The sequence below is a fragment of the Pusillimonas caeni genome, assembly GCF_003545815.1.
In the GTDB taxonomy this organism is placed as follows: domain Bacteria; phylum Pseudomonadota; class Gammaproteobacteria; order Burkholderiales; family Burkholderiaceae_B; genus Pusillimonas; species Pusillimonas caeni.
In genome coordinates this window covers 51,794-75,853 of the sequence record NZ_PDUW01000002.1, presented here as the reverse complement: position 1 = coordinate 75,853, position 24,060 = coordinate 51,794, and the positions used below count along the sequence as shown (strand labels likewise).

Here is a 24,060-nt window from a genome sequence, read left to right as displayed (position 1 = left end):
ATGGCTCAACCGGACCATTCGGGAGAATGTCTATGATCGCCAACATCAACGACGAGGATCGCAGCCGATTCGAGCGCGAGGGATGCGTGCTATTGCGCGGCCTGGTGGACCGGGAACAGGCTGGCCGACTTGCGGCAGCGGCCGATCGCGAGCTTCGACCCTATCCGCCCGGCTACCACATCGTGCCTTCCATCCATGAATGGAACCCCGTCTTTCACCATTTCGTCTGGCGATCGGGCATCGCCCGCGCCGCGTCGCAGCTGGCCGGCGTCGACAAGCTCCGCTTGTACGGCGCCGACTTGTTTTCCAAGGATCCCGGCGAGCAGGAGCCTATTCGCTGGCACAACGATATTTCCTACTATCCATTCAGCGATGCCACGCTGGTGTCCATATGGGTCGCGTTGCGCCATGTCACGCGGGATATGAGCGCGCTTTGTCTGATCCCGGCCTCGCACAAATGGAAGCGGATGTTCAAGCCGCATATCCCTTCTTCGGCGGCGTCCGTCAAAGCTATCGTCGAAAGCGCCGACTTCGAGGTTCCGCCTGATTTCGCCGACCTGGATGCGCGTTATCCAGGCGCCATCAATATCCGGGCCTGGGACATGGAGCCCGGCGACGCCATCGCGTTCACGGGATGGACATTGCATTACACGGGCGCCAATCTCAGCAAGCAAGATCGCCGCCTGGGCTATTCGATGAGATTTCTCGGGGATGATGCGATCTACGACCCTAGGCCCAACACCCTGACGCCGGCGGAGTATCGCGCCATCCTGACTCCCGGTCAGCCGATATCCGGCGGATGGCCCGTGATATGGCGGGAAGGCGGCGAGGTAACCGTGCCTGAGCTGATGGCCGCAAAACCAGCCAATAAATACGAGGCGCTGGCTCGCGGCAAGAAGTGATGCCGAGCTGTAGCCCGGCCTGAAAACGACAGGAGACGACACGCATGAAAATCCGCCATGCCTTTACCATCGTAGCCGCCTCATTGGCTTTTGCCGCATTAGCCATGCCTTTTCGGGCGATGGCGGCCGATACGGTCAAACACGTCGCGATCGCCGGCTGGGGGCCGCATCCTACATTGACCGAAGTCGTAGACGGGGTGCTTCACGGCCTTGCGGAGCAAGGCTATTCGACAGAAAAAGGCAATCTGGCCATAGAAGAAAGCCACGTCAACTTCGACCGGTCGCTTTTGCCGCAGATGCTGACCAAGCTGGCGGGGACGCGGCCCGACCTGATGATCACCGTTTCGACACCTCCTTCCCAGACGGCGCAGATACTGTTGCGTGGGCGGGATTTCCCGATCGTATTCGCGCCGGTAGGCGACCCCGTGCAAGCGGGGCTGGTCCCGTCGTGGGACAGGGGCGGAAAGATGGCGACCGGGGCGTCGAATATGCCCGACTGGGACAGCATGCTGAACTTCATGGGCACGCTGCTGCCCAAACTGCAGCGCATCGGAGTTCTATACGATACGGCCGACGACAGCTCCACGTCGTTTCTCCACGCCATTACTCCTGCGGCGGTCAAGCACGGCCTGGAGGTCGTGCCCATAGGCATGGACAGCCCGGCGGAAATTCCGCAACGCATGCGCAGCGTGGCCGGAAAGCGCATCGATGCGCTCATTCCCGCGTCGTCGGGCCGAATCTACTCGTCAATGGCCGCCATCGCGGCGGTTGCGCAAAGCATGGGCTGGCCGATTATCGGCACCCACGGCGACCCCGTCGAGCATGGGCAGGCGCTTGCGGCTCTCACCGTGGAGTGGTTCAAGGTCGGAGAGGCGGCCGGGATCATGGCGGGCAAGGTATTGAAGGGAAGCTCGACCGAAAGCCTCCCTCCTTATCGGCCCGGCGATGCGGACATGCATCCTGTGATCAGCCAACGCTTGATGGAGCATTATCGGATCGAGCTCCCGCCGTCCCTGGCGGGATGTGATTGCGTGGTGCCCTGACGCCCGCCCGCCGCACCGGCCGCGGATGTACTGCGGCTCAGCTCTCCGGCGCGGCAATGACGGGCGTGCGCAGGGCCATGAAGGCCAGGCAGCCGGTCAGCAGGACGATGCATGTGCAGAAGACCAGCAGTGCATTGCTCAGGCCGATGTGGTCGGCCAGCCAGCCCATGCCGAGCACGGGCAGGATGCTGCCCAGGTAGGCGATCATCAGATAAGTGGACAGCAGACTGGAGCGCTGATGGGGGGGCGCCACCTTGTTCACGACCGATATGCCGCCCAGATTGCACAAGCCGTGGCCGAAGGCCGTGGTCAATACGCTGGAGGCGAACAGCAGCGGCGACGTCGTCATTGTATTGAGCATGAGCAGGACATTGGCCAGCGCCAGGCCGAGCAGGCCCCAGATGATCACGCGCTTGGTGATCCACGGGCGGGCCACGAACTGGAAGGCGGCCGAAAGAAAGAGGATCACGCCGATGGACAGGCCGCTGACGGCCGGGCCATGCCAGGGCACCATGCGGTCCATGAAGCTGGGCGCCAACGAGGCATAGAGGCTGAACATGCCGAAAGCGCTGAAGGCCGCCAGCCCGCCGATGAGATAGGGCCGGGTCAGTGGCGCAGCCGGCAGCGACAGCGCCGGCAGCCAATGGCGCCAGCCTCCGGCGCCGGCGGCCGGATGCGGCAGCTGGGGCTTGAGCTTGATGCGAAAAAGCGCGTAGACGGCCAGCAGGCCCAGAACGATGGAAGGCAGGTAGGCGCTGACGAGCGGATAAGGCGTCCATTGAGCGATCAGGCCGCCCACCACGGGGCCCAGTCCGAAGCCGAAGGCCAGTGTCAGGCTGATGGTCGCGGCGACGCGCTGGCTGTTGCCGCCCTTGCGCAACTGGCCCAGGCCCAGCGAGGACGAGGTGACGATCAGCCCCGACGCCAGGCCGATGAGAACGCGGCTGATGGTAAAGCTGAGCACATCCCATGCAAGCGCCGAAACGGTGATGCCCACGGTGACGAGGATGACACCGCCGCGCAGCACGGGCAGAAAGCCATGCCGGTCGGTCAGCCGGCCCAGGAACAGCAGCGTAGCCAGCGCGGCGATCATGTAGGCAGTGTAAAGCTGGGCGATCTGGCTGGGGGCGAGATGCCAGGCTTCCTGGTACAGGGGATAGAGGGGGCTGGCCAGCGCCGTGCCCATGACGCCGACGCACATCGATACGCATACCCAGAAATAAGAATGATCGTTGCCGGGTACGGAGGTGGAGTTCATGAAAAGCGGTGCATCCTTGCTATTGAACCCTGCCGCAGGAGGTCTGGCCTGCGGCCGGCGCGGGAGGGCGTTGAAAGTGTATAGGGGTCAAAAGCGCGGCACAAGTAGACAAAGGCCCGTTAACACTAAAAGGGCAGCCGCATGAATAAAAAACCGGCTCCGGGCGGCAGCCGGGAGCCGGTTCGGGCATGCCGAAGCGATCGCCTTACATCTTGCACTGCTCGTAGTAGGCGTCCTTGTGGTCCTTGAAGACGACGCCTTGCGCCGCCAGCTCGACCTTGCCGTTTTCGCCCTTGACGACGTCGACGCGATACCAGTCGGTAATCGGGAAGTGGTTGGTGTTGTACTTGAAGTCACCGCGCACCGAGTCGAAGTCGGCGGCTTCGAGCGCCTTGCGTACGGCTTCTTTGTCTTGCAGGTTGCCGTTGACCTTCTTGATGGCCGAAGCGATCAGGTTGGCGGCATCGTACGATTGCGCGGCATACAGGGAAGGCGAGCGATTGTATTTCTTCTCGAAGGCCTCCACGAACTGCTTGTTCTGCGCATTGTCCAGGTTGGGCGCATACGGTGCGTGGGTGATGACGCCCAGGGCGATGTCCTGCAGCGCGGGCAGGGTCGAACCGTCGACCGTGCTGGCGGAAATGAGCGGCACTTTGCCCAGCAGGCCCGCCTGGCGGTACTGCTTGACGAAGTTCACGCCCATGCCGCCGGGATAAAACACATAGACGGCGTCGGGGTTGGCCTGCTGCAGCTGGGCGATTTCAACCGAGTAGTCCATCTGGCCGATCTGGGTGTAGACCTCGTCCACCACTTCGCCCTTGTAGAAGCGCTTGAACCCGGCCAGGGCGTCTTTGCCCGCCTGGTAGTTGGGCGCCATGATGTACATCTTTTTATAGTTTTGATCGGTGGCGATCTGGCCGCCGCCCTCGTGCAATTGGTCGTTGTTCCACGAGGTGGAAAAGAAATACGGCGAGCATTCGGCGCCCGAAATGGGCGATGGGCCGGCGTTGGAGCCGATCAGGAATGTCTTGGAGTCGAGAATGGGCGTGCGCGCCGCCATCATCACGTTGGAAAAAATGATGCCGGTGACGAAGTCGACCTTGTCGTTGTTGACCAGCTTGCGTGCGATCTGCACGCCCTGCTCGGGCTTGAGCTGGTCGTCTTCAATAATGACCGAGACGTCCTGCCCGCCCAGCTTGCCGCCGTTCTGCTCGACGGCTAGCATGAAGCCGTCGCGCTGGTCCTGGCCCAGCGCCGCGCCGCCGCCGGACAGGGTGGTGATCAAGCCGATCTTGACCTCGGCGTGTGCCGCGCCGGATCCCAGCCCCAATGCAATGGCCGAGGCCAGAAGCAATTTCTTGATGTGCGTTGTCTGCATGTCTCTTCCTTTAGATTGTGACGAAATATCCAGAAGGTAACGTCAGGATACAAGAGTAAACGCAAAAGCGCCCCTTTTGTGCAATTGCGCGAATTAGATATTGAAAAAACGGCTTGCGTTGCCGCCCAGCAGGCCCGTGCGCACAGGTTCGGTGAAATCGCTGTCGCGGATCAGCTTGCCGATCTTCTGTTCACCAAGCGGGAATGGGTAGTCCGAACCCAGCATGACCTGGCTGTTTCCCATGACGCGCACCAGGAACTCGAGCGCGTGCGGATCGAAGACGGCCGAGTCCACATGAAAGCGGTCGACATAGGACGAGGGCGGATTGGGACAGTCCTCGCGGATGATGTCGCGTTCGCGCCAGGCATTGTCGACTCGGCCCAGCAGGAAGGCGAAGCTGCCGCCGCCGTGCGCAAAGCAGATCTTCAGCGAGCGCGGCAGCTTCTCGAAGGCGCCCGAGAGGATCAGCGACAGGATGCCCAGCTGAGTTTCGGCCGGCATGGCCACCAGCCAGGGCAGCATCCATTTTTTCATGCGCTGCTCGCCGCCCATCATGTCCCAGGGATGGACTAGCAGCGGGATGTCGTGATTGGCGCAATGGGCCAGAAACGTCAGCAGGTCGGCGTGATCCAGGTCCTTGTCGCCCAGGTGGTTGCCGATCTGCACCCCCACGTGGCCGATGCTTTTTGCGCGCAGGACCTCCTCGCAGGCGGCATCGATGTCCTGCAGCGGCACCTGCGCCAGTGCTTTCAGGCGCTGCGGGTCATGCTGGCACTGCTCGATGGCGTAGTCGTTCATGCGCTGCACCCATGGCAGGGCGCGTTCGACCGGGTAGCGATAACCGAACATGATGGGCGTGGCGCACATGATCTGCACGTCCACGCCGCTGGCGTCCATTTCCTCGATGCGGCGCGCCGGGTCCCACAGGGCCGAATAAACGGGCCGGAAAGGCTTTTCGCCGGCCATGATCATGCCGCTGCCGTCGCCGCTGTCCTTGAGCCACGGCGCACGTTCCGGGTCGAGCCTGCCCGCCTCCGCCTGCGTGATGGGCGGAAAGAAGTGGGAATGGATGTCGATGACGCGGCTCAAGGTGTGGCTCCTGATTGGGCGGCCTGCCCATGGGCATGGCGGCCGGGATGGACGGCTTTGCAATTTGGACAGACCCGCAGATCGGGATTCTGGTAGAAACGTTCGAACAGGGGCGGAAGGTCCGCCACGATGCTTTTCAGCTGTACCTCGACGCGATGCACCAGGTGGCCGCATTCGAGGCAGTACCACTCGAAGCCGTCGAGCAGTTTTTCGGGCCGCTGGCGCTCGATGACCAGGCAGCGGCTGTCGGGCTCGGGCCGCTGCGGCGAATGGCGCACATGCGGCGGCAGCAGGAACATATCGCCTTCGCGCAGATCGACGCGCTCGAGCCGGCCCTGGTTCATGATGTTCAGATAGGCGTTGCCCTTGAACTGATAAAAGAACTCTTCGAGCGGGTCGTCGTGGAAATCGGTGCGGTGATTGGGCCCGCCGACCACGGTGACGATGAAGTCGGCATCTTCCCATATCTGCTGGTTGCCGACCGGGGGCTTGAGCAGATGGTCGTTGTCGTCGAGCCAGCGCTTGAAGTTGAGCGGGGGACCATACTTGAACATGTCTTTCTCCGTAATCGGCCGCGAGGTGGACGGCAAGCGTGTGTAAGCCCATGCGGCGTGGGCCTTTCTTGTTTTTGTGGCGCCGCGGGGCGCAATGAGGATCGAATACCGAGTATAGGAAGCCTGGCAACAAGCATAAAGTGAAAGAAAGCGAATTGGCTATTCCTGTTTTCGATAGCCGGGCGCGGTTCGACGACCGGCCGGCCACCCCTCAGCGCAGGCAGTCTATGAAGCGCTGAGTAGCCGGTGTGGGCAGGCGGTCGGCGCGTATGGTGTAGCCCACGTCGCCGAACTTGCCCAATTGCCCCACGTCAAGAATCGCCACCAGCCCGAGCCGCTGGAAATGCCGCGCCGCGGCCAGGGGCATGAACAGAATAGAGGCCGAATCCTGCAGCAGCCCGATGTTGGTGACCAACGAGAGCGACTCGGTAATGTTGCGGGGCATGCTCAGGCCCGAATCGTGCAGCAGTTTCTCAGTGATGGCGCGAGTCGGCGACTCCTGCAAAGGAAGCACCCACGGGAAGTCCAGCAGGTCGAGCAGCCTCAGGCCCTTCTGTTCGGCCAAGGGGTGCCTGCGGCCCGCCACGACGCAGATTTCGTCCGGATACAGCACGGTGTGGCTGAAGGGGAAGCGGCGCATCAGGGGCAGGTTTTCTTCGGGCAGCCGGCCCACGACGATATCCAGCTCTCCATTGGCCAGATCGCGGAACAGCGGCTCATTCGGGCCCTCGCGGACAGTGACCAGCACGTCGGGATACTGTTTCTTGAGCTTGAGTATGGCTTTGGGCAGCAGTTGCGCCGACGCCGAAATGAGGGTGCCGACGATGACGTGGCCGCTTTCGCCGGAGCGGAATGAATTCAATTCGTCGGTGAGATAGCGCAGTTCGGAGATCACGGTGCGCACGCGCTCGCCCAGCAGTGTGCCGTAGCAGGTGGGGACGATGCCCCGGTTGCTGCGCTCGAACAGGGGCACGTCCAGGCTGGCTTCGAGTTCCTGTATGGCCTTGGTGACGGCCGACTGCGACATATTGAGCTCGCGCGCGGCACTGGCAATGGAAGGCGAATTGAACACGCGTTCGAAGATCAGCAGGGGCCTGAGCTTGAGCCGGTGCAGTGAAACGGGAGGCAGGGACGGAGCGGCGGAGGGCATGGATATTGCTTGATGACTCGGCTGAAGAACTGGTCAAAAACCAATGGGAATAAGACTCAACAACGATCTGCACTGAAATGGCGCGTTTGCATGGCTTTTTCAGATGGCGGGTCCTATACTTTGGCGTATACCCGATAAAAAATAGGGTTATTTCGAAACGATACAACAAGAACTGTTGTTTTCAATCATCTGGAGAGCGTCATGGTCAACATGAGTCGACGTCAATTCTTCAAGGTGACAGGGGCAACGTTGGCGGGTTCCAGTCTTACGCTGCTGGGGGCCGCCCCCAGCCCGGCAATGGCTGAGGTTCGCCAATACAAGCTTGCGCGCATGACAGAAACGCGCAACACCTGTCCATACTGTTCAGTGGCTTGCGGGGTCCTGATGTACGGTCTGGGCGATGGCGCAAAAAACGCCACCGCGCGCATTGTCCACATCGAAGGCGATTCCGACCACCCCGTCAACCGCGGGACGCTCTGTCCCAAGGGCGCGGGCCTCGTCGACTTCATCAACAGCCCCAACCGGCTGAAATACCCCGAGTATCGCGCCCCCGGCTCCGACAAATGGGAGCGTATCTCTTGGGACGACGCGCTTACCCGCATCAGCAAGCTGCTGAAAGAAGACCGTGACGCCAACTTCATCGAGCGCAACGAAAAAGGCCAGCTGGTCAATCGTTGGCTGACCACCGGCATGCTGGCCGCGTCGGCCAGCTCCAACGAGGTTGCCTACATTACGCACAAGGTCATTCGCAGCCTTGGCGCACTTGGATTCGACAACCAGGCTCGTGTCTGACATGGTCCGACGGTGGCAGGTCTTGCCCCGACGTTTGGCCGTGGAGCGATGACGAACCATTGGGTCGACATCAAGAACGCCGATATTGTGCTGATCATGGGCGGTAACGCCGCCGAGGCGCACCCCTGTGGCTTCAAATGGGTCACCGAAGCCAAGGCCCATAACAAGGCCAAGCTCATCGTCGTGGATCCGCGCTTTACGCGCTCGGCATCCGTGGCGGACTACTACGCGCCCATACGCACCGGAACCGACATCGTCTTCCTGGGCGGGGTCATTCGCTACCTGCTCGAAAACGACAAGATCCAGCACGAATATGTGCGCAACTACACCGATATGCCGTTCATCGTGCGCGAAGACTTCGCGTTCCAGGACGGCCTGTTTTCGGGCTACAACGAAGAAAATCGCACCTACAGCAAGGCATCCTGGGACTACGAACTGGACGACGACGGCTTTGTGCGGGTCGATCCCACCCTGAAGCATCCGCGTTCCGTCTACCAGATGCTCAAGCAGCATTATTCCCGCTACACCCCCGAAATGGTGTCGAAGGTTTGCGGCACCCCCGAAGACAAGTTCCTGAAGGTGTGCGAGATGCTGGCCTCCACGGCCACGCCGGATCGCGCCGGCACCATCATGTACGCCCTGGGCTGGACCCAGCACTCCATCGGGTCTCAAATGATCCGCACCGGCGCCATGATGCAGCTGCTGCTGGGCAATATCGGCATTCCGGGCGGGGGCATGAACGCCTTGCGCGGCCACTCCAACATCCAGGGCCTGACCGACATCGGCTTGATGTCCAACCTGTTGCCGGGCTATCTCACCCTGCCCAACGACGCCGAGCAGAATTACGAAGACTACATCGCCAACCGCACGCAGATGCCCTTGCGCCCCAACCAGCTCAGCTACTGGCGCAACTACAGCAAGTTCCACGTCAGTCTCATGAAGGCGTGGTGGGGCGACGCAGCGCGTCCGGACAACAACTGGGGCTACGACTACCTGCCCAAGATGGACCGTCCGTACGACATGCTGCAGGTCTACGAGCTCATGCATCAGGGCAAGATGAACGGCTACATCTGCCAGGGCTTCAACCCGCTGGCGGCGGCGCCGTACAAGGCCAAGCTCATCGACGCCTTCTCCAAGCTCAAGTTCCTGGTCATCATGGACCCCTTGGTCACGGAAACCTCCGAGTTCTGGCGCAACTACGGCGAGCACAACGATGTCGACACCGCATCCATCCAGACCGAAGTCTTTCGCCTGCCCACCACCTGCTTTGCCGAAGAGGAAGGCGCGCTGGTCAACTCCGGCCGCTGGCTGCAATGGCACTGGAAGGGCGCCAATCCGCCGGGCGAAGGCAAGAGCGACATCGAAATCATGGCGCTGCTGTTCAATCGCCTGCGTGACATGTACGAGAAAGACGGGGGCACCTTCCCCGATCCCATCGTCAATCTCTGGTGGCCGTACGCGAACCCCGGCAACCCCACGGCCGAAGAACTGGCCAAAGAGTACAGCGGGCGCGCCAGGGTCGATCTGGTCGATCCCAAGGACCCGACGCGCGTACTGCGCAAGGCGGGCGAGCAGGTGGCCGGTTTCGGCGAACTGCGGGACGACGGCTCCACGTTGTGCGGATGCTGGATCTACGCCGGATGCTGGTCGCCGGCGGGCAACCTCATGGCCCGTCGCGACAACAGCGATCCGACCGGCATCGGCCAGACGCTGAACTGGGCCTGGGCCTGGCCGGCCAACCGGCGCATCATGTACAACCGTGCGTCCTGCGACCTCGAAGGCAAGCCGTTCAACCCGCGCCACGACCTCATCCATTGGGATGGCAAGGCCTGGGTCGGGGCCGACGTGCCCGACTTCAAGGTGGACGAGAACCCGCTCGACGGCATGGGGCCGTTCATCATGAATCCCGAAGGCGTGGCGCGCTTCTTCGCCCGCAAGGGCATGACCGAAGGGCCGTTCCCGACGCACTACGAGCCGTTCGAGAATCCGCTGGGCTACAACCCGGTCTACCCTGAAGAAAAACGCGCCGTCAGCAACCCGGCGGCGCGCGTCTTCAAGGACGACCTGGCAAGCATGGGCAAGGTGGCCGACTTCCCCTATGTGGGCACTACCTATCGCCTGACCGAGCACTTCCACTACTGGACCAAGCACGTCGAGCTCAATGCCATTCTGCAGCCCGAGCAGTTCGTCGAGATCGGCGAGGCCCTGGCCCAGGAACTGGGCATCGCCAACGGCGCGCGCGTCAAGGTGTCCTCCAACCGCGGCCACATCAAGGCGGTGGCGGTGGTCACCAAGCGCATCAAGGCCCTGACGGTCGAAGGCAAGACAGTGCACCAGGTGGGCATCCCGATTCACTGGGGGTTCGTCGGCCTGGCCAAGCCCGGCTTCCTGGCCAATACCCTGACCCCGCCCGTGGGAGACGGCAACACGCAGACGCCCGAGTTCAAGTCCTTCCTCGTCAACGTCGAGAAAGCATAGGAGCAAGCCATGGCATTGCAATCATTGGATATCAAAAGGCGCTCCGCGACCACGACCCCCATGCCGAGCGAGCGCGATGCGGTCGTCGGCGGCGGCGTGGCAAAGCTCATCGACACCACCAAGTGCATAGGCTGCAAGGCATGCCAGGTAGCCTGCATGGAGTGGAATGACGTGCGGGACGAAATCGGCAGCAACGTGGGGGTGTACGACAACCCCATGGACCTGACCGAGAACTCGTGGACGGTCATGCGCTTTTCCGAGTACGAGAACGACGCCGGCGATCTCGAGTGGCTGATCCGCAAGGACGGCTGCATGCACTGCGAAGACCCGGGCTGCCTCAAGGCCTGTCCTTCGCCGGGCGCCATCGTGCAGTACAACAACGGCATCGTCGACTTCCACCAAGAGAACTGCATCGGCTGCGGCTATTGCATCACCGGCTGCCCCTTCGACATACCGCGCATCTCCAAGAAGGACGACAAAGTGTACAAGTGCACTTTGTGTTCCGACCGCGTGGCGGTGGGGCAAGAGCCAGCCTGCGTCAAGACCTGTCCCACGGGCGCCATCGTGTTCGGCACCAAAGAAGACATGATCAAGCACGCGGACGACCGCGTCGTCGACCTCAAGTCGCGGGGCTTCGACAATGCCGGCCTGTACGATCCGGCCGGCGTGGGCGGCACCCACGTCATGTACGTGCTGCATCACGCCGACAAGCCGGGGCTGTACAACGAGCTGCCCAAAGACCCCGCCATCAGTCCCATGGTGTCGCTCTGGAAGGGCATGGCCAAACCGCTGGGGGTCGCCGCCATGGCGCTGACGGCGCTTGCCGGCTTCTTCCACTACATCCGGGTCGGCCCGAACGAAGTCGATGAAGAGGACGAGCGCCGGGCGGCGGACGAAAGCCAACGCGAATCGGAGGCTACTCATGAATGACGTCAAAAAAACCAGGCTCATCGAGCGCTATACGCCGGGCGAGCGGGCCAACCACTGGATCGTCGCCATTGCGTTCATCGTGCTGGCGCTGTCGGGGCTGGCGCTGTTCCATCCGGCCTTCTATTGGCTGACCAACCTGTTCGGCGGCGGTACCTGGACACGCATCCTGCATCCCTTCGTGGGCGTGTTCATGTTCCTGCTGTTCTTCATTCTTGCTGTGCGCATGTTCCGGCACAACAAGATGGACAGGAACGACAGGCAATGGCTCCGGCAGTTCGACGACGTCGTCAACAATCGCGAAGACAGGCTGCCCGAGGTGGGCCGCTACAACGCCGGGCAGAAAGTGCTGTATTTTGCGCTGATCGTGCTCATGCTGGGGCTGCTGCTTACGGGCATCGTCATGTGGCGCGAATTTTTCGGCCTCTATTTCAGCTTGTGGCTCATCCAGCTCGCCTCGGTTCTGCACGCTATCTTTGCTTTTGTGATGATTTGCGCGATCATTGTGCATATCTATGCGGGCTTCTGGGTCAAGGGTTCGGTCCGGGCCATGACCCGCGGCACGGTCACTCCGGGCTGGGCCTGGAAACACCATCGCGCGTGGTTCCGCCAGGTGCGAGGGGCTCCGTCCCGCAAGTAGCGTCTATTCATTGATGCCCTCGGGGCATCGCAGTCTGCCATGGCTGCCCGGCCTCCATGCTGGGCAGCCATGTTTTTCAGGAGAATGCCTTGCAGCGAATTCTCGAGCGCGGCGAAATCGAATCGCTGGACCATACGTCCATTCCACGGCTGCGCATCCCTGTGCGTGCCTCCGTGTTTACCGACCGCGCGGCGCGTCTGCGGCAACTGGCGCAAGACCACCCCGCCTCGGCTTATCTGGCCCTGATGGCGCATCTGGTCGACGCGCAGCATCGCGCGCTTGAACATTGCGCGGTGCCCTCGGCCGGCGAAGAGCAAATCTCGCGGGCCCAGGCGCATGGCATGCCGCCCTTGCAAGCCATGGGCTGGAGCCGCGCGCCGCAATGGCGCGACATCCTCAAGGCCTTGGCCGACCACATGTCCGGGCAGGCCGAGGTGCCCGAGCAGGCCCGCGCGGTGGCGGCTTCACTGCGCGAGCGCCTGGACTCCGACCCCGATTCCATCGAAACCCAGGCCGACGCCATCCTGGCAGAGCGCGACACCGAGATCGATGGGGCGTCGGCGCCCTTCATCATGGCGGCCTTGCAGGTGTACTGGACCAGCCTGGCCATCGATTTCGACACCAGCAAGCTGCCGGTGGTCAGCCCCTTCGGCGTATGTCCCCTATGCGGCAGCCTGCCGGTGTCCAGCGTGGTGCGCGTGGGCGGGTCGGCCGACGGCTGCCGCTACCTGTGCTGCTCGCTGTGTTCGTCCGAATGGCATCTGGTGCGGGTTACCTGCTCGCATTGCGAAGGCACCAAGTCCATCGCCTTTCATTCCGTCGAGGGCGGTCCCGAGGGCATCAAGGCCGAATCCTGCGACGACTGCCACAGCTACCGCAAAATCTTCTACCAGGAAAAAGACTACAACGTCGACCCGGTTGCCGACGACCTGGCCAGCCTCACGCTCGACATGCTGATGGGCGAAGAAGGCTACTCGCGAGCCAGCGGCAATCCGCTGCTGTGGCAGGGCCCGGAGTCCTGATGGGGGCGACGCCTCATGCTGCGCCGGCGGGCGCTTCCGATATCCCTTCGGTCGAACGCCTGCTGGGCTCGGCCGCCGACCTCGTTGCCCAGTACGGTCGCAGCCGCGTCCTGGACGTGCTGCGTGAGTTGTTGGCCGATTTGCGCCGGCAGGCCCTGCAGGGCGAGCTTGCCGCCGACGCCTTGCGCGACGGGAAGTTGATCGAACAGGCGCGCAGCCGACTCAGCGAAGCGGATCGCCCCCGCCTGCGCGCCGTCTTCAATCTGACCGGCACGGTGCTGCACACGAACCTGGGCCGTGCATTGCTGCCCGATGCGGCGATACAGGCGGTGGTCCAGGCCATGCAGGCGCCCGCCAACCTCGAGTTCGACCTGTCGACGGGCCGGCGCGGCGACCGCGACGACCTCATAGACGATCTTCTGTGCGAGCTGACGGGCGCAGAGGCCGCCACGGTAGTCAACAACAATGCCGCCGCCGTGCTGTTGATGCTCAACGCCCTGGGCAACCGGCGTGAAGTCGTCGTTTCGCGCGGCGAGCTGGTTGAGATCGGCGGCGCTTTCCGCATTCCCGACATCATGCAGCGGGCGGGGGCCCGCCTGGTCGAAGTCGGCACCACCAATCGCACCCATCTGGCCGATTACGAGCAGGCCATCGGGCCGCGCACCGCCATGCTGATGAAAGTGCATTGCAGCAACTACGAAGTCACAGGCTTTACCAAAAGCGTCGATGTCGGCCAAGTGGCCGAGGCGGCCCGCCGCCATGGCCTGCCCACCGCCGTCGACCTGGGCAGCGGCACCCTGCTCGACCTGACACGCTGGGGCCTGCCCCAGGAAGCCACCGTGCGTGAAACCATCGAGGCCGGCGCGGACATCGTCACCTTCAGCGGCGACAAGCTGCTGGGCGGGCCGCAGGCCGGCTTGCTGGTGGGCCGCGCCGACCTCATCAAAAAGATCAAGAAGAACCCGCTCAAGCGCGCCTTGCGCGTCGGCAAACTTACTCTGGCGGCCCTGGAACCGGTCCTGGCTTTGTACCGGTCGCCCGAACTGCTGGCGCAGCGGCTGACGACGCTGCGCCTGCTGACCCGTCCCATGGCCGACATGCAGACTCAGGCGCAAGGGCTGCAGCCCACACTGCAGCAAGCGCTCGGGGCCGCTTATACCGTAGGCGCCGAGCCCCTGTTCAGCCAGATCGGCAGCGGCGCGCTGCCGGTCGACCAATTACCAAGCTACGGCCTGGCCGTGCGCCACGCCGGCGCGGGGCGTCCCGGGCGGGCGCTGCAAAAGCTCGAAAGCCGTCTGCGCGCCCTGCCGCGCCCGGTCGTCGGACGCATCGCGCACGACACATTGTGGCTCGACCTGCGCTGTCTCGAGGCTCGCGACGAATCCGCTTTCGTCGCCCAACTGCAGCGGTTGAACGGATGATCGTCGGCACGGCGGGGCACATCGACCACGGCAAGACCACCCTGGTGCGCGCGCTGACCGGGGTCGACACCGATCGGCTCAAAGAAGAAAAAAAGCGCGGCATATCGATCGAGCTGGGCTACGCCTATACGCCTCTAGAAAACGGCGATGTGCTGGGCTTCATCGACGTGCCGGGGCACGAACGCCTGGTGCACACCATGGCGGCGGGCGCCACCGGCATCGATTTCGGCTTGCTGGTGGTGGCGGCCGACGACGGCGTCATGCCCCAGACCCGGGAGCATCTGGCGATATTGGAGCTTCTGGGCGTGCAGCAGGGCGCCGTGGCGCTGACCAAGATAGACCGCGTCGACGCACAGCGCCTGCAGGAAGTGCACGCACAGCTGGCGGTGCTGGCAGAGGGCACTTTTCTTGAGGACATGCCGGTGTTCGAGACCAACGCGGCGCTGGCCTCGCCCGTCGACGGCGGTCCCGAATCCGACGGGGCGGAGGGCGGGCCGGCCCCCGACGCATCGAGCCCGGACAAGTCGGGTATCGCCGCGCTGCGCAGCCATCTGCACGATGCCGCGCAGGCCATGGCCGGGCGCCGTTCGGATGGCCTGTTCCGCCTTGCGGTCGACCGGGTTTTTTCTTTGCCGGGCCACGGCACCGTCGTCACGGGCACGGTGCATGACGGCGTGGTGGGCGTCGATGACGATGCGGTCTCACTGCGGCTCATGCCCGCGGGCCGGGCGATACGGGTGCGCAGCATCCATGCCCAGAACCAGCCCGCGCAGCAGGGGCGCGCCGGACAGCGCTGCGCCTTGAATCTCGGCGGGCTCGATCGCGACTCCGTGCAGCGCGGCGACTGGATCGCCGACGAGCGCTGCTTCACCCCGGCCCGCAATGTCGACGTGCAGCTGACGCTGCTCGATTCGGCCGACGGTCCCGTCAGGGCCTGGACGCCCCTGCACGTGCATCTTGGCGCGGCCCACTATGTCGCGCACGCGGTGCCGCTTTCGCCCGACCCTTTGCCCAGCGGACAGACCGGCTGGGTGCAGCTGGTCTTCGACGAGCCCGTCTGCTCCATGCCCGGCGACCGCTTCATCGTGCGCAATGCGCAGGCCAACCGCACCCTGGGCGGCGGCATGGTGCTGGACGCCAACGCACCCGACCGCAAGCGCAGAACGCCTCAGCGGCTGGCCTGGCTGAAAGCGGTGAGCGAATTGAAGCAGGGCGCGGGCCTGGCCGCAGCGCTCGAAGAGGCGCCTTATGGGCTGGATGAATTGCGTTTGATGCGCCTCGCCGGAGCCAGCCCTCGACAGGAAGAGCTGCCGCCCGACGCATTGTGGGTACAGTCCCGCAACGCGGGCGCGATGCGCAGCCTGATTCTGCGGTTGCATTGGGACGCCCTGGGCCAGGCGGTGGAAGACGCCCTGGCCGCCTTTCACGAGCGCTGGCCGGATGAGCCGGGCCTGGACGCCGCGCGCCTGCGGCGCGTGGCGCTGCCGACCATTCCCGAGACGCTGTGGCCGGCATTGCGCGACGACCTGGTGGCCCGCAAGCGCCTGGTGCGCAACGGCCCCTGGCTGCACAAGCCGGGGCATGAGGCAACGCTTACACCGCAAGAAGACGGGTTGGCGCAGCGCCTGCTGCCCGCCATTCACGCAGGCGCGTTCGATCCCCCCTGGGTGCGCGACCTGGCGGCAACGTTCCAGCAACCCGAAGACGTCGTGCGCCAGCTGTTGCGCAAACTGGTGCGCAGCGGCCAGCTTTACCAGGTGGTGCGCGACTTGTTCTATCATCGCGAGCAGATTGCTCGCCTGGCCGAACTGGTTCAAAGCGTGGGCGGCGGCGAAGGCGTCACCGCCGCGCAATTCCGCGATGCCACGGGCCTGGGCCGCAAGCGCGCGATCCAGATTCTCGAATTCTTCGACCGCGCCGGCTACAGCCGCCGGCTGCGCGACAAGCATGTGCCGCGCGGCGATAGCGCGGCATTCTGGCAACGGCTATCATAAGGCTGCCGCGGAAGGCATTCGTGTCCGGTGGCACGGCTGGGCTTCAAACCCAGTTGGGGGCGTCAGACGTTCCCAGGTAGGTTCGACTCCTGCTGCTTTCCGCCATTCGTTTTTTTGCTGCAGGGTGCATGGTGCGCGGCCCCTGCGGCCGGCCATATCGGAGACGCTCATGCCCGGTTCCCCAGACCTTCAGACCCCACCCCGCCTTACTTCTTTGTCGCATGGGGGCGGCTGCGGCTGCAAGATCGCGCCGGGAGTGCTCTCCGAACTGCTGGCCGGCATGCCCGGAATGCAGACTTACTCGGCGCTGCTGGTAGGCAACGAGAGTTCGGACGATGCCGCGGTATACAAGCTGAACGACCAGCAGGCCCTGATCGCGACGACCGACTTCTTCATGCCCATCGTCGACGACCCCTACGATTTCGGCCGCATCGCGGCCACCAACGCGCTGTCGGACGTCTATGCCATGGGCGGTTCGCCCATCATGGCGCTGGCCATCGTCGGCATGCCCATCAACGTGCTGCCCAAATCAGACATCGCAGCCATACTCGAAGGCGGCGCGGCGGCCTGTACCGCCGCCGGCATTCCCATAGCGGGCGGGCATTCGATTGATTCCGTCGAGCCCATCTACGGCCTGGCCGCCATGGGCCTGGTGCATCCCGGCCGCATCAAGCGCAATGCCGATGCGCAAGAGGGCGACGTCCTGGTTCTGGGCAAGCCCCTGGGCGTGGGCGTGCTGTCGGCGGCGCTCAAGAAGAATCAATTGAGCGACGACGGCTACCGGGCCATGATCCAGGCCACCACCCAATTGAATCGCCCCGGCACCGACCTGGCCGCACTGGACGGCGTGCACGCGCTTACCGACGTCACGGGTTTCGGCCTGCTGGGACATACGCTGGAGATCGCGCGCGGTTCAGGCCTGGCCGCGCATCTGCGCCTGGCCGACTTGCCCTGGCTGCCGGGCGTGCGCGAGTTGGCGCGGCAGGGGGTGGTCACGGGCGCCTCGGGGCGCAACTGGGCTTCGTATGGCGACGGCATCGAGCTGGCCGCGGGACTGGACGCCGCCGATCGCGCATTGTTGACCGATCCCCAGACTTCGGGCGGGCTGCTGGTTTCCTGCAGCGCGCAGGCCGCCGCCAAGGTGCTGGACATCTTCCATTCGCAGGGCTTCGGCCAGGCCGCCGTCGTTGGCGAAATGCGCGCCGGCCCTGCGCGCGTGCACGTGGCCTAGCTGCCAAGCCAGGCAATGGCCGAACCCCTATCGCCTTGTACTACTCCATGTTCATGAGCTTTGCCATCCGGGCGCGCCATTCGCCGCGAGGCTGGAACCCGGGCAATTGCCTGGCGTGCGCCTCGACTGCCTGCATGAGCTCATCGTCGGGCAGGTTGAAATCGACTGGCACGCGCATGGGTTGGTCCACGTACCAGGGTGTATCGACGAACAGTTCCACCCGGTTGCCTTCGGGATCGCGCAAATAGACTGAAACGGCGTTGCCGTGCGTGACAGGCTGGATATCGCTGGCGCCGGCCTGCGCTAGCTGCGTGTACAGGCGCTTGAGCGTGGCCAGGCTATCGGCCCGCAGGGAAATCTGGTTGATGACATTGAAGGAAAGCGAATCGGGCCGGCCGGTTGCCAGCACGATCTGGTGGTGTTCATCGGGGTCGCGGCTAAGAAAGACCAGCTTGAATTCGCCGGAGGGGCCCGAAAGCGTGCCGCGGTCGGTTACGAAGAAGCCCAGCAGCTCGCGGTAGAACTGCTCCATCTTGTCGATGTCCTGTACGTAAAAGCCTATATGGCTGAAAGATAATCCAGGTCGCATGGAGAACTCCTGATCGCTGTCTATGGATTTACTCGGGGGAGTTGCGTTGAGACGACGCTGCGCCGGCCGGTAGCGCATTGCGTGGATCCTGGCGCAAGACCAGATCCCAGACGGCCTGGGCCGTGGGCGAAGTCTGTTCTTCTACGATATGCCCGATCAGACCTGCGCAGCGGCTGATAAGAGCCAGGCCGCGGGCCATGGACACGGGCAGTTGCATGTCGGCGACCATGGCGCCGATGGCGCCGGCGGCATTGATGGGCAGACGCCGCTTGCCCGAAGCGGCGCTGGCATTTTCCAGGTGTTCCAGCACGTGCCAATGAGCGCCGTAATATCCGCAGCGCTGCGACACTGCTCGCAGCGCGGGGATGCGGGGATCGCCATCGACATGGATATTGTGGCCCAGGCCGAACACGGCCAGGCGCGCGGCCCGGCGATCCTTATAGCATTGCAGGGCCGCATCCCGCAGTTGCTCGTCGCCGGCATTTTCAGGAAGGCCGGCGACCAGCCCCCGCAGCATGGACGTGGCGTTTTCCATGGCGCCAAGGAAAACGCTGCCGGCTCCCAGCAGGCCCGCGGCAACCGCCGCCTGCTGGGCTTCAGGCGCGCCCAGGTAGGTAAGCCGAGCGGACAGCGCGCTTGGGGTCATGCCGTGATCCATGACCGAGACAAGTATGGCATTGAGCATGTCCCGTTCGTTTCCTTCGGAAACGCGGCCCAGTACGACCAGCATCATCATGTCGATGAAATCGACCTTGCCGATCAGATCGTTGGCCAGATCGTGGCCGCGAACATAGATGCGCTCGGTGCTGCAATAGCCGATTTCGGTCTTGATTGTTGTCATTTTCGTCCCCGTTCTTGGTGCGGAGCCGCGGCCGGCCGTTCATGCGTTTTCTTGAGCAGCTCCTTATCGACCTTACCGACCGCGCTGCGCGGAAGGCTTTCGTAGAAATGCGCGAATTTAGGCGCTTTGGCCGCGCCCAGCCATTGTTTGGCGTATTGAATCAGTTCTTTCTCTGTACTGGGGTCATTCGGCCCGGACTGGATTCTTCAAGACTCCCAGTTTGCTGACTTCGATTTCGACCAAGTCGCCGTCTTTCATGAAGACGGGCGGTTCGCGCTTTGCCCCGACCCCGCCAGGCGTGCCTGTGACGATGACGTCGCCCGGCTGCAGGGTGATGAAGGTGGAGATGTAATGGACAAGCTCGGGGATGGAAAAGATCAGCATGTCGGTGGTGGCATGCTGCATGACTTCCCCATTCAATCGGGTTTCGAGTGTAAGAACTTCGTTTTCGCCTACCTCGCTGATATCGACCAGGCATGGGCCGAATCCGCCCGTGGCTTCGAAGTTCTTGCCGGGAGTCCACTGGGACGTGTGGGTTTGCCAGTCTCGCACGCTTGCGTCGTTATAGCAGGCGAATCCGGCGATATGCTGGAACGCTTTGTCTTCCGGGATGCGGCGCCCCTTCTTGCCGATGACGACGGCGATTTCGCCTTCGTAGTCGAGCTTGTGGGATTCGGGCGGCAGGATGATGGGCTGCCCATGCCCCACTTGCGATTGGGCAAGGCGCAGGAACAGGACGGGTTGCGCGGTGCGTTCGCGATTGGTTTCCCTGACATGGGCATCGTAATTCAGGCCCACGCAGAAGATCTTGCCGGCGTCGGCAACCACGGGACGGTAGGCTGTAATGTCTTCTATGGAAAAGTCGCCGGTATGCTGGCTGGCAAGATTCTGCAGCTTATCGAGGCCGTGTTGAAGCAGGGCTTCGCCGAGATCGGCCAGCCCGAGCCGGGCGCCCAGGTCAATGACGTGATCATTGATCTGGACGCCGAAGCCATTCGATTGCGCAGTCGCGAAACTGACGAATTTCATTTTGCCTCCTTTAATAATTATCTTATTGTGATAATAGCACTCGATTTATACGTCTATCAATGAGTTTTTTGCCAATAAATGTTATATTTGAATTTTTTGTCAATTTATTTTCCAGTGCTTTTTTATAAGTCACGCCAATGTCCAGTCTCTCCAAGATGCTTTCGATCCTCGACCTGTTTACAGTCGATAAGCCTGTCTGGTCTGCGGAAGGTATTTCAACGGTCATAGGCTGTTCGGCTCCCACCGGCTATCGTTATGTGCGCGAACTGGTCAGCGCGGGGCTTTTGCTGCGTCTGGGCACCGGGAGCTATTCGCTCGGCCCCCGGGTCATCACACTGGACTATCAATTGCGCATGGGCGATCCGTATTACCACGCGGGCCAGCCTCTCATGGCGGCGCTAGCCAACCAAACCGGATGCGATTGCGTCATGTCGCGCCTGTTCGACGACCAGGTTATCGACACGCATCGGGAAGCCGGGCCCGACGGCCTGCAGTTCGCATATGGACGAGGGCGCCCGCGCCTGCTGTTTCACGGGTCTGCGCCCAAAGTGATACTGGCCACTTTGCCGAAGGCCAAGCTGAAGCGCATTTACAGAGATCACGCCGATGAAATCATCTCGTCGGGCCTGGTTGCCGACTGGGATGATTTCTGGCGGATGCTGCAGCAAACGAAGAAAGCGGGGCATTATGTATCCAGGGGCGAACTGGAGCCCCAGCTCGGCTCGATTGCCGTGCCGTTTTTTGGCGATTCAAGCCAGGCCATAGGCGCATTGACCCTGGTCATACCGGTTCGACGGCTCGACTTCATGAATCACGAGAAGCTGCTGGAGCTGCTGCTTAAAGTGGCAGCGACATTGAGAGCGAATGTGCATGACAGTGCTTCGGCTACGCTATAGCCGTCCCGACGGCTTGCAATGCCTTGAGAGGGGCGAGCAAGTTTTGCACGGCATCTAGGCCACCGGCATATCCCATTAGGTAGCGGTCGGGCCGGATCACCGCCGCCTTTGCATTCGCTTCTTGCAGCCAAGCCCGGGCTTGCGGCGTATCGGCTTCAAGACAAACCACTCTGACGGGCAGGGGCGCGCACAATTCCCGCAGGCTTGAAGGATGGAAAGCCTCGGGCAGGCTGATGATTACAAAATGCTGTCCCACGATGTCGTCCATGAGCTTGCCGGATCCAAGCAGGGGTTGCCGTGACAACAGGCCGGCACCGTCTCGACCATTGTTGAGCAGGCTGCGCCCGAGCCTTAGATCGAGATTGGTCATCAGTTTGGGGTGTTCCGATAAATGCTTGTCGCGTTCCGCCACGGCCTCGGGCTCGCGCGCCTGAATCAGATTGCCCATTTGCACCGCCTGTTCAATATATTTCGCAGTATGGGGGCGACGCTCGGCTTGATAGGTGTCCAGCAGGTTTTCATGTAGCTGACCTCGGATGACGGCCCGCAGCTTCCAGGCAAGGTTGGCGGCATCGCGGATGCCCGAACAAAGGCCCTGTCCCAGAAAAGGCGGCGTCTGATGGGCGGAGTCGCCTGCCAGCAGCAAGCGCTTCTTGCGCCATTGATTGGCAAGCACAGAATGAAATGTGTAAACCACGCCACGCTCGAGATCGGCGTCCTGGGGGGTGATCCACCTCGACAGCAATGTCCAGATCTTCTCGGGGCGGACGATCTCGCCGGCGTCGTCGTCGGGTAAAAGCATGATTTCCCAGCGCCGCCGGTTGCCCACGCCTCGCACATAGGTGGTCGGCCTGGAGGGGTCGCAAAACTGGACAGTGTGATCGCCCAATACGTTCCAGGGGCGTTTCAAGAGCGCATCGAATACCAGCCAGCGTTCATGAAGACCCAGATCCTGCATTTCCGATCCGATAAAACGCCTCACGATGGAACGCGCTCCATCGCAACCCACTACGTATTTAGCTTGCAACGAATGCAGCTTTCCGCAGGACAGGTCTTCGTAGCGCAGCGTGACGTGACGTTCGGACTCTTCCAGCGAAAAGACGTCGCAGCGATAGTTTCTCTGAATTGAAGGAAGCTTCGGAAGAGCGAGGCTCAGGACTCTTTCCAGATCGGGTTGATGGAAGCGATAGCTGGCGTGCCAGCCCTGTGGCCCCACGTCCCAGGAGCGCGGCCAATCGACCAGCAGCTTGCCTTCGGCGTTGACGTACTTCATTCCCGGTGTGAGCAGGGTGTGCGGAAGTATTTCGTCGGCAATGCCGATGGCCTGGAACACCCGCATGCTTTCCCCGTCGAAGTGAACCGCCCGAGGCAGGGGATAATAAGAGGCCTCGCGTTCGAAGACGGCCACGGACAAGCCGAGCTTGCCGAGTAAGCCGGCCAGGGTGGCGCCTACCGGGCCCAGACCGACGATTGCCACATCCACCAGCATGTATTCCTCCTGATGAGCTATTTACTTGATTGCGGCGGGCAGCCATAGCGCAAGAACGGGAAATGCGAGCAGCACGCCCAGGCGCAGGAAATTGGCCAGCAAATAAGGCGTGACGCCTCGATAAATTCCGGTGAGGGGAATGCGCTTGTCGGCCACGCCATACACGACGAACACATTCATGCCCAGCGGCGGCGCCAGCATGCCGATCTCGATGAGCACCACATTGATCACGCCCCACCAGATCGGGTCGAATCCCCAACTGATGACAAGAGGCAGTACGAAGGGCATTGCGATCACCATGGCGGCCATTTCATCGAAGAAAGCGCCGGCAATGATGAACATCACCACGATGATGGACAGGGCCAGCCAGACGGGGATTTTCGAGTCGTGTACCGCTGTGATAAGCGCCTGGGGCGCCTGGGTTATCGCTGCGAAGTAGCCGAACAGCGAGGCGCCTATGATCAAGACGTAGATCATTGCCGAGGTCGCGGCCGTTCCGGTCATGACCTGGCGTATGCCGGCCAGGGTCAGCGTGCGCCTGAAAGCGGCGAACATGAAGGCCAGGGTGGCGCCCACCGCCGCGGCTTCGGTGGCGGTGAATACGCCGAAAGCCATGCCGCCCACCACCGCGATGGCCAGCAGGATCACCTGCCAGCTTTGGCCGGCCGCCTGCAGGCGTTCGGCCATGCTTGCTTTCTCGCCGACGGGGGCATGCTCCGGGCGCCAGCGGGTGTAAAGATGAATTGCGGTGAAATAGAACACAATGGCGATCGCCGCCGGCAGCAAGGCCGCGACATACATGGTGACGATCAGCTCCTGAGCGAGCACGGCATAAATCACGATCACCGACGAGGGTGGAATCAGTATGCCCAAGGTTCCGCCGGATGCGACGGTGCCGGCGGCGAAGCCGGGGTCATATCCCCGCCTGAGCATCGATGGCAGCGAAGCCTTGCCGAACGTGGCGGCGGTTGCGACGGAGCTGCCGCATACGGCCCCGAAGCCTGCACAGCCTCCGATGGTGGCCATGGCCAGGCCGCCACGCTTGTGTCCAAAAAGGGCGTACGCCAGTCGGTATAAGTCTTCAGAAAGACCCGCCACGTTGGCGAAGGCGCCCATCAGTACAAAGAGCGGGATTGTGAGCAGATCGAGCGAAGAAAATGTATTGGCGGCTTCAGAGGCCATCATGGCCAGCGCGGGCGGCCATCCCGCCAGCAATGCAAAGCCGCCTACGCCGGCTACGCCCATGGCTATGCCGATAGGGACATGGAACAGAACCAGCGCAAAGGTGACAGCCAGCCCGATTATCGTCAGCGTGACGGGATCGCTCATGCGCGTCT

General features: G+C 62.7%; 20 protein-coding genes and 1 tRNA gene. 11 read left to right on the top strand and 10 right to left on the bottom strand.

From position 1 onward, the window contains the following. The first annotated feature begins 32 nt into the window (after positions 1 to 32). Together CSC67_RS04025 and CSC67_RS04020 are read left to right on the top strand one after the other, a co-directional pair. A complete protein-coding gene (locus CSC67_RS04025) occupies positions 33 to 902 on the top strand; it encodes a phytanoyl-CoA dioxygenase family protein (protein ID WP_167752748.1) in 870 nt (289 codons plus the stop codon). A 44-nt stretch (positions 903 to 946) separates the two neighbouring features. Next, positions 947 to 1,945, top strand: a complete 999-nt coding sequence (locus tag CSC67_RS04020) for an ABC transporter substrate-binding protein (protein WP_118993259.1) — start codon at positions 947 to 949, stop codon at positions 1,943 to 1,945. 37 nt (positions 1,946 to 1,982) lie between these two features. On the opposite strand, the gene CSC67_RS04015 is transcribed toward CSC67_RS04020, so the two are convergent. From CSC67_RS04015 to CSC67_RS03995, 5 genes are all read right to left on the bottom strand, one after another. After that, entirely contained in the window at positions 1,983 to 3,203 is a 1,221-nt protein-coding gene (locus CSC67_RS04015) for an MFS transporter (protein WP_245220117.1), read from the bottom strand. A gap of 205 nt (positions 3,204 to 3,408) precedes the next feature. Further along, positions 3,409 to 4,581 carry an ABC transporter substrate-binding protein gene (locus CSC67_RS04010; protein ID WP_118993258.1) on the bottom strand — a complete coding sequence of 391 codons (1,173 nt, stop codon included), beginning with the start codon at positions 4,579 to 4,581 and terminating at the stop codon, positions 3,409 to 3,411. A gap of 93 nt (positions 4,582 to 4,674) precedes the next feature. Next, the gene (locus CSC67_RS04005) at positions 4,675 to 5,670 is read right to left on the bottom strand and encodes an amidohydrolase family protein (protein WP_118993257.1); all 996 of its coding nucleotides are present in this window, start codon (positions 5,668 to 5,670) and stop codon (positions 4,675 to 4,677) included. Continuing rightward, positions 5,667 to 6,224 carry a 3-hydroxyanthranilate 3,4-dioxygenase gene (locus CSC67_RS04000; RefSeq protein WP_118993256.1) on the bottom strand — a complete coding sequence of 186 codons (558 nt, stop codon included), beginning with the start codon at positions 6,222 to 6,224 and terminating at the stop codon, positions 5,667 to 5,669. The genes CSC67_RS04005 and CSC67_RS04000 overlap by 4 nt, the downstream gene beginning before the upstream one ends. Before the next feature lie 211 nt (positions 6,225 to 6,435). Further along, a complete protein-coding gene (locus tag CSC67_RS03995; RefSeq protein ID WP_118993255.1) occupies positions 6,436 to 7,374 on the bottom strand; it encodes a LysR family transcriptional regulator in 939 nt (312 codons plus the stop codon). Between the two features lie 201 nt (positions 7,375 to 7,575). On the opposite strand from CSC67_RS03995, the gene fdnG reads away from it, so the two are divergent. The 8 genes from fdnG (at position 7,576) to selD (ending at position 17,879) form a co-directional block, all read left to right on the top strand. Then, positions 7,576 to 10,644, top strand: coding sequence for a formate dehydrogenase-N subunit alpha (gene fdnG, locus CSC67_RS03985; RefSeq protein WP_167752747.1), 3,069 nt, complete (start codon positions 7,576 to 7,578; stop codon positions 10,642 to 10,644). 9 nt (positions 10,645 to 10,653) lie between these two features. Continuing rightward, positions 10,654 to 11,574 carry a formate dehydrogenase subunit beta gene (gene fdxH / locus CSC67_RS03980; protein ID WP_118993252.1) on the top strand — a complete coding sequence of 307 codons (921 nt, stop codon included), beginning with the start codon at positions 10,654 to 10,656 and terminating at the stop codon, positions 11,572 to 11,574. Next, positions 11,567 to 12,211, top strand: coding sequence for a formate dehydrogenase subunit gamma (locus CSC67_RS03975; RefSeq protein ID WP_118993251.1), 645 nt, complete (start codon positions 11,567 to 11,569; stop codon positions 12,209 to 12,211). Before fdxH ends, CSC67_RS03975 begins: the two co-directional genes overlap by 8 nt. A gap of 89 nt (positions 12,212 to 12,300) precedes the next feature. Further along, a complete protein-coding gene (fdhE, locus tag CSC67_RS03970) occupies positions 12,301 to 13,233 on the top strand; it encodes a formate dehydrogenase accessory protein FdhE (RefSeq protein WP_118993807.1) in 933 nt (310 codons plus the stop codon). Beyond that, on the top strand, positions 13,233 to 14,654 hold the full coding sequence (selA, locus tag CSC67_RS03965) for an L-seryl-tRNA(Sec) selenium transferase (RefSeq protein WP_118993250.1): 1,422 nt from the start codon (positions 13,233 to 13,235) through the stop codon (positions 14,652 to 14,654). Before fdhE ends, selA begins: the two co-directional genes overlap by 1 nt. After that, complete coding sequence (selB, locus tag CSC67_RS03960; RefSeq protein WP_118993249.1) at positions 14,651 to 16,648, top strand: selenocysteine-specific translation elongation factor; 1,998 nt, start codon at positions 14,651 to 14,653, stop codon at positions 16,646 to 16,648. Before selA ends, selB begins: the two co-directional genes overlap by 4 nt. Before the next feature lie 9 nt (positions 16,649 to 16,657). Beyond that, positions 16,658 to 16,753, top strand: a tRNA-Sec gene (locus tag CSC67_RS03955). Between the two features lie 64 nt (positions 16,754 to 16,817). Further along, complete coding sequence (gene selD / locus CSC67_RS03950; protein WP_118993248.1) at positions 16,818 to 17,879, top strand: selenide, water dikinase SelD; 1,062 nt, start codon at positions 16,818 to 16,820, stop codon at positions 17,877 to 17,879. 40 nt (positions 17,880 to 17,919) lie between these two features. Here selD and CSC67_RS03945 read toward each other — a convergent pair whose 3' ends face one another. From CSC67_RS03945 to CSC67_RS03930, 3 genes are all read right to left on the bottom strand, one after another. Further along, positions 17,920 to 18,468 carry a VOC family protein gene (locus tag CSC67_RS03945; protein ID WP_118993247.1) on the bottom strand — a complete coding sequence of 183 codons (549 nt, stop codon included), beginning with the start codon at positions 18,466 to 18,468 and terminating at the stop codon, positions 17,920 to 17,922. Positions 18,469 to 18,496: 28 nt separating this feature from the next. Then, complete coding sequence (locus tag CSC67_RS03940; protein ID WP_118993246.1) at positions 18,497 to 19,309, bottom strand: citryl-CoA lyase; 813 nt, start codon at positions 19,307 to 19,309, stop codon at positions 18,497 to 18,499. 183 nt (positions 19,310 to 19,492) lie between these two features. Then, a complete protein-coding gene (locus tag CSC67_RS03930; protein ID WP_118993245.1) occupies positions 19,493 to 20,338 on the bottom strand; it encodes a fumarylacetoacetate hydrolase family protein in 846 nt (281 codons plus the stop codon). Positions 20,339 to 20,475: 137 nt separating this feature from the next. On the opposite strand from CSC67_RS03930, the gene CSC67_RS03925 reads away from it, so the two are divergent. Next, complete coding sequence (locus CSC67_RS03925; protein ID WP_245220116.1) at positions 20,476 to 21,234, top strand: IclR family transcriptional regulator; 759 nt, start codon at positions 20,476 to 20,478, stop codon at positions 21,232 to 21,234. On the opposite strand, the gene mhpA is transcribed toward CSC67_RS03925, so the two are convergent. Together mhpA and CSC67_RS03915 are read right to left on the bottom strand one after the other, a co-directional pair. Further along, positions 21,224 to 22,723 (bottom strand): bifunctional 3-(3-hydroxy-phenyl)propionate/3-hydroxycinnamic acid hydroxylase MhpA, encoded by a 1,500-nt coding sequence (gene mhpA / locus CSC67_RS03920; RefSeq protein ID WP_118993243.1) that lies wholly within the window; start codon positions 22,721 to 22,723, stop codon positions 21,224 to 21,226. The two genes, CSC67_RS03925 and mhpA, sit on opposite strands and share 11 nt — an antisense overlap. Before the next feature lie 21 nt (positions 22,724 to 22,744). Continuing rightward, positions 22,745 to 24,052, bottom strand: coding sequence for a TRAP transporter large permease (locus CSC67_RS03915; protein ID WP_118993242.1), 1,308 nt, complete (start codon positions 24,050 to 24,052; stop codon positions 22,745 to 22,747). Positions 24,053 to 24,060 lie beyond the last annotated feature (8 nt).

Bases quoted from the DNA above. Each gene is read 5' to 3' on its own strand.
- CSC67_RS04025 (WP_167752748.1), top strand. From the start codon at position 33: ATGATCGCCAACATCAACGACGAGGATCGCAGCCGATTCGAGCGCGAG.
- CSC67_RS04020 (WP_118993259.1), top strand. From the start codon at position 947: ATGAAAATCCGCCATGCCTTTACCATCGTAGCCGCCTCATTGGCTTTT.
- CSC67_RS04015 (WP_245220117.1), bottom strand. From the start codon at position 3,203: ATGAACTCCACCTCCGTACCCGGCAACGATCATTCTTATTTCTGGGTA.
- CSC67_RS04010 (WP_118993258.1), bottom strand. From the start codon at position 4,581: ATGCAGACAACGCACATCAAGAAATTGCTTCTGGCCTCGGCCATTGCA.
- CSC67_RS04000 (WP_118993256.1), bottom strand. From the start codon at position 6,224: ATGTTCAAGTATGGTCCCCCGCTCAACTTCAAGCGCTGGCTCGACGAC.
- CSC67_RS03995 (WP_118993255.1), bottom strand. From the start codon at position 7,374: ATGCCCTCCGCCGCTCCGTCCCTGCCTCCCGTTTCACTGCACCGGCTC.
- fdxH (WP_118993252.1), top strand. From the start codon at position 10,654: ATGGCATTGCAATCATTGGATATCAAAAGGCGCTCCGCGACCACGACC.
- CSC67_RS03975 (WP_118993251.1), top strand. From the start codon at position 11,567: ATGAATGACGTCAAAAAAACCAGGCTCATCGAGCGCTATACGCCGGGC.
- selA (WP_118993250.1), top strand. From the start codon at position 13,233: ATGGGGGCGACGCCTCATGCTGCGCCGGCGGGCGCTTCCGATATCCCT.
- selB (WP_118993249.1), top strand. From the start codon at position 14,651: ATGATCGTCGGCACGGCGGGGCACATCGACCACGGCAAGACCACCCTG.
- selD (WP_118993248.1), top strand. From the start codon at position 16,818: ATGCCCGGTTCCCCAGACCTTCAGACCCCACCCCGCCTTACTTCTTTG.
- CSC67_RS03945 (WP_118993247.1), bottom strand. From the start codon at position 18,468: ATGCGACCTGGATTATCTTTCAGCCATATAGGCTTTTACGTACAGGAC.
- CSC67_RS03940 (WP_118993246.1), bottom strand. From the start codon at position 19,309: ATGACAACAATCAAGACCGAAATCGGCTATTGCAGCACCGAGCGCATC.
- CSC67_RS03930 (WP_118993245.1), bottom strand. From the start codon at position 20,338: ATGAAATTCGTCAGTTTCGCGACTGCGCAATCGAATGGCTTCGGCGTC.
- CSC67_RS03925 (WP_245220116.1), top strand. From the start codon at position 20,476: ATGTCCAGTCTCTCCAAGATGCTTTCGATCCTCGACCTGTTTACAGTC.
- mhpA (WP_118993243.1), bottom strand. From the start codon at position 22,723: ATGCTGGTGGATGTGGCAATCGTCGGTCTGGGCCCGGTAGGCGCCACC.
- CSC67_RS03915 (WP_118993242.1), bottom strand. From the start codon at position 24,052: ATGAGCGATCCCGTCACGCTGACGATAATCGGGCTGGCTGTCACCTTT.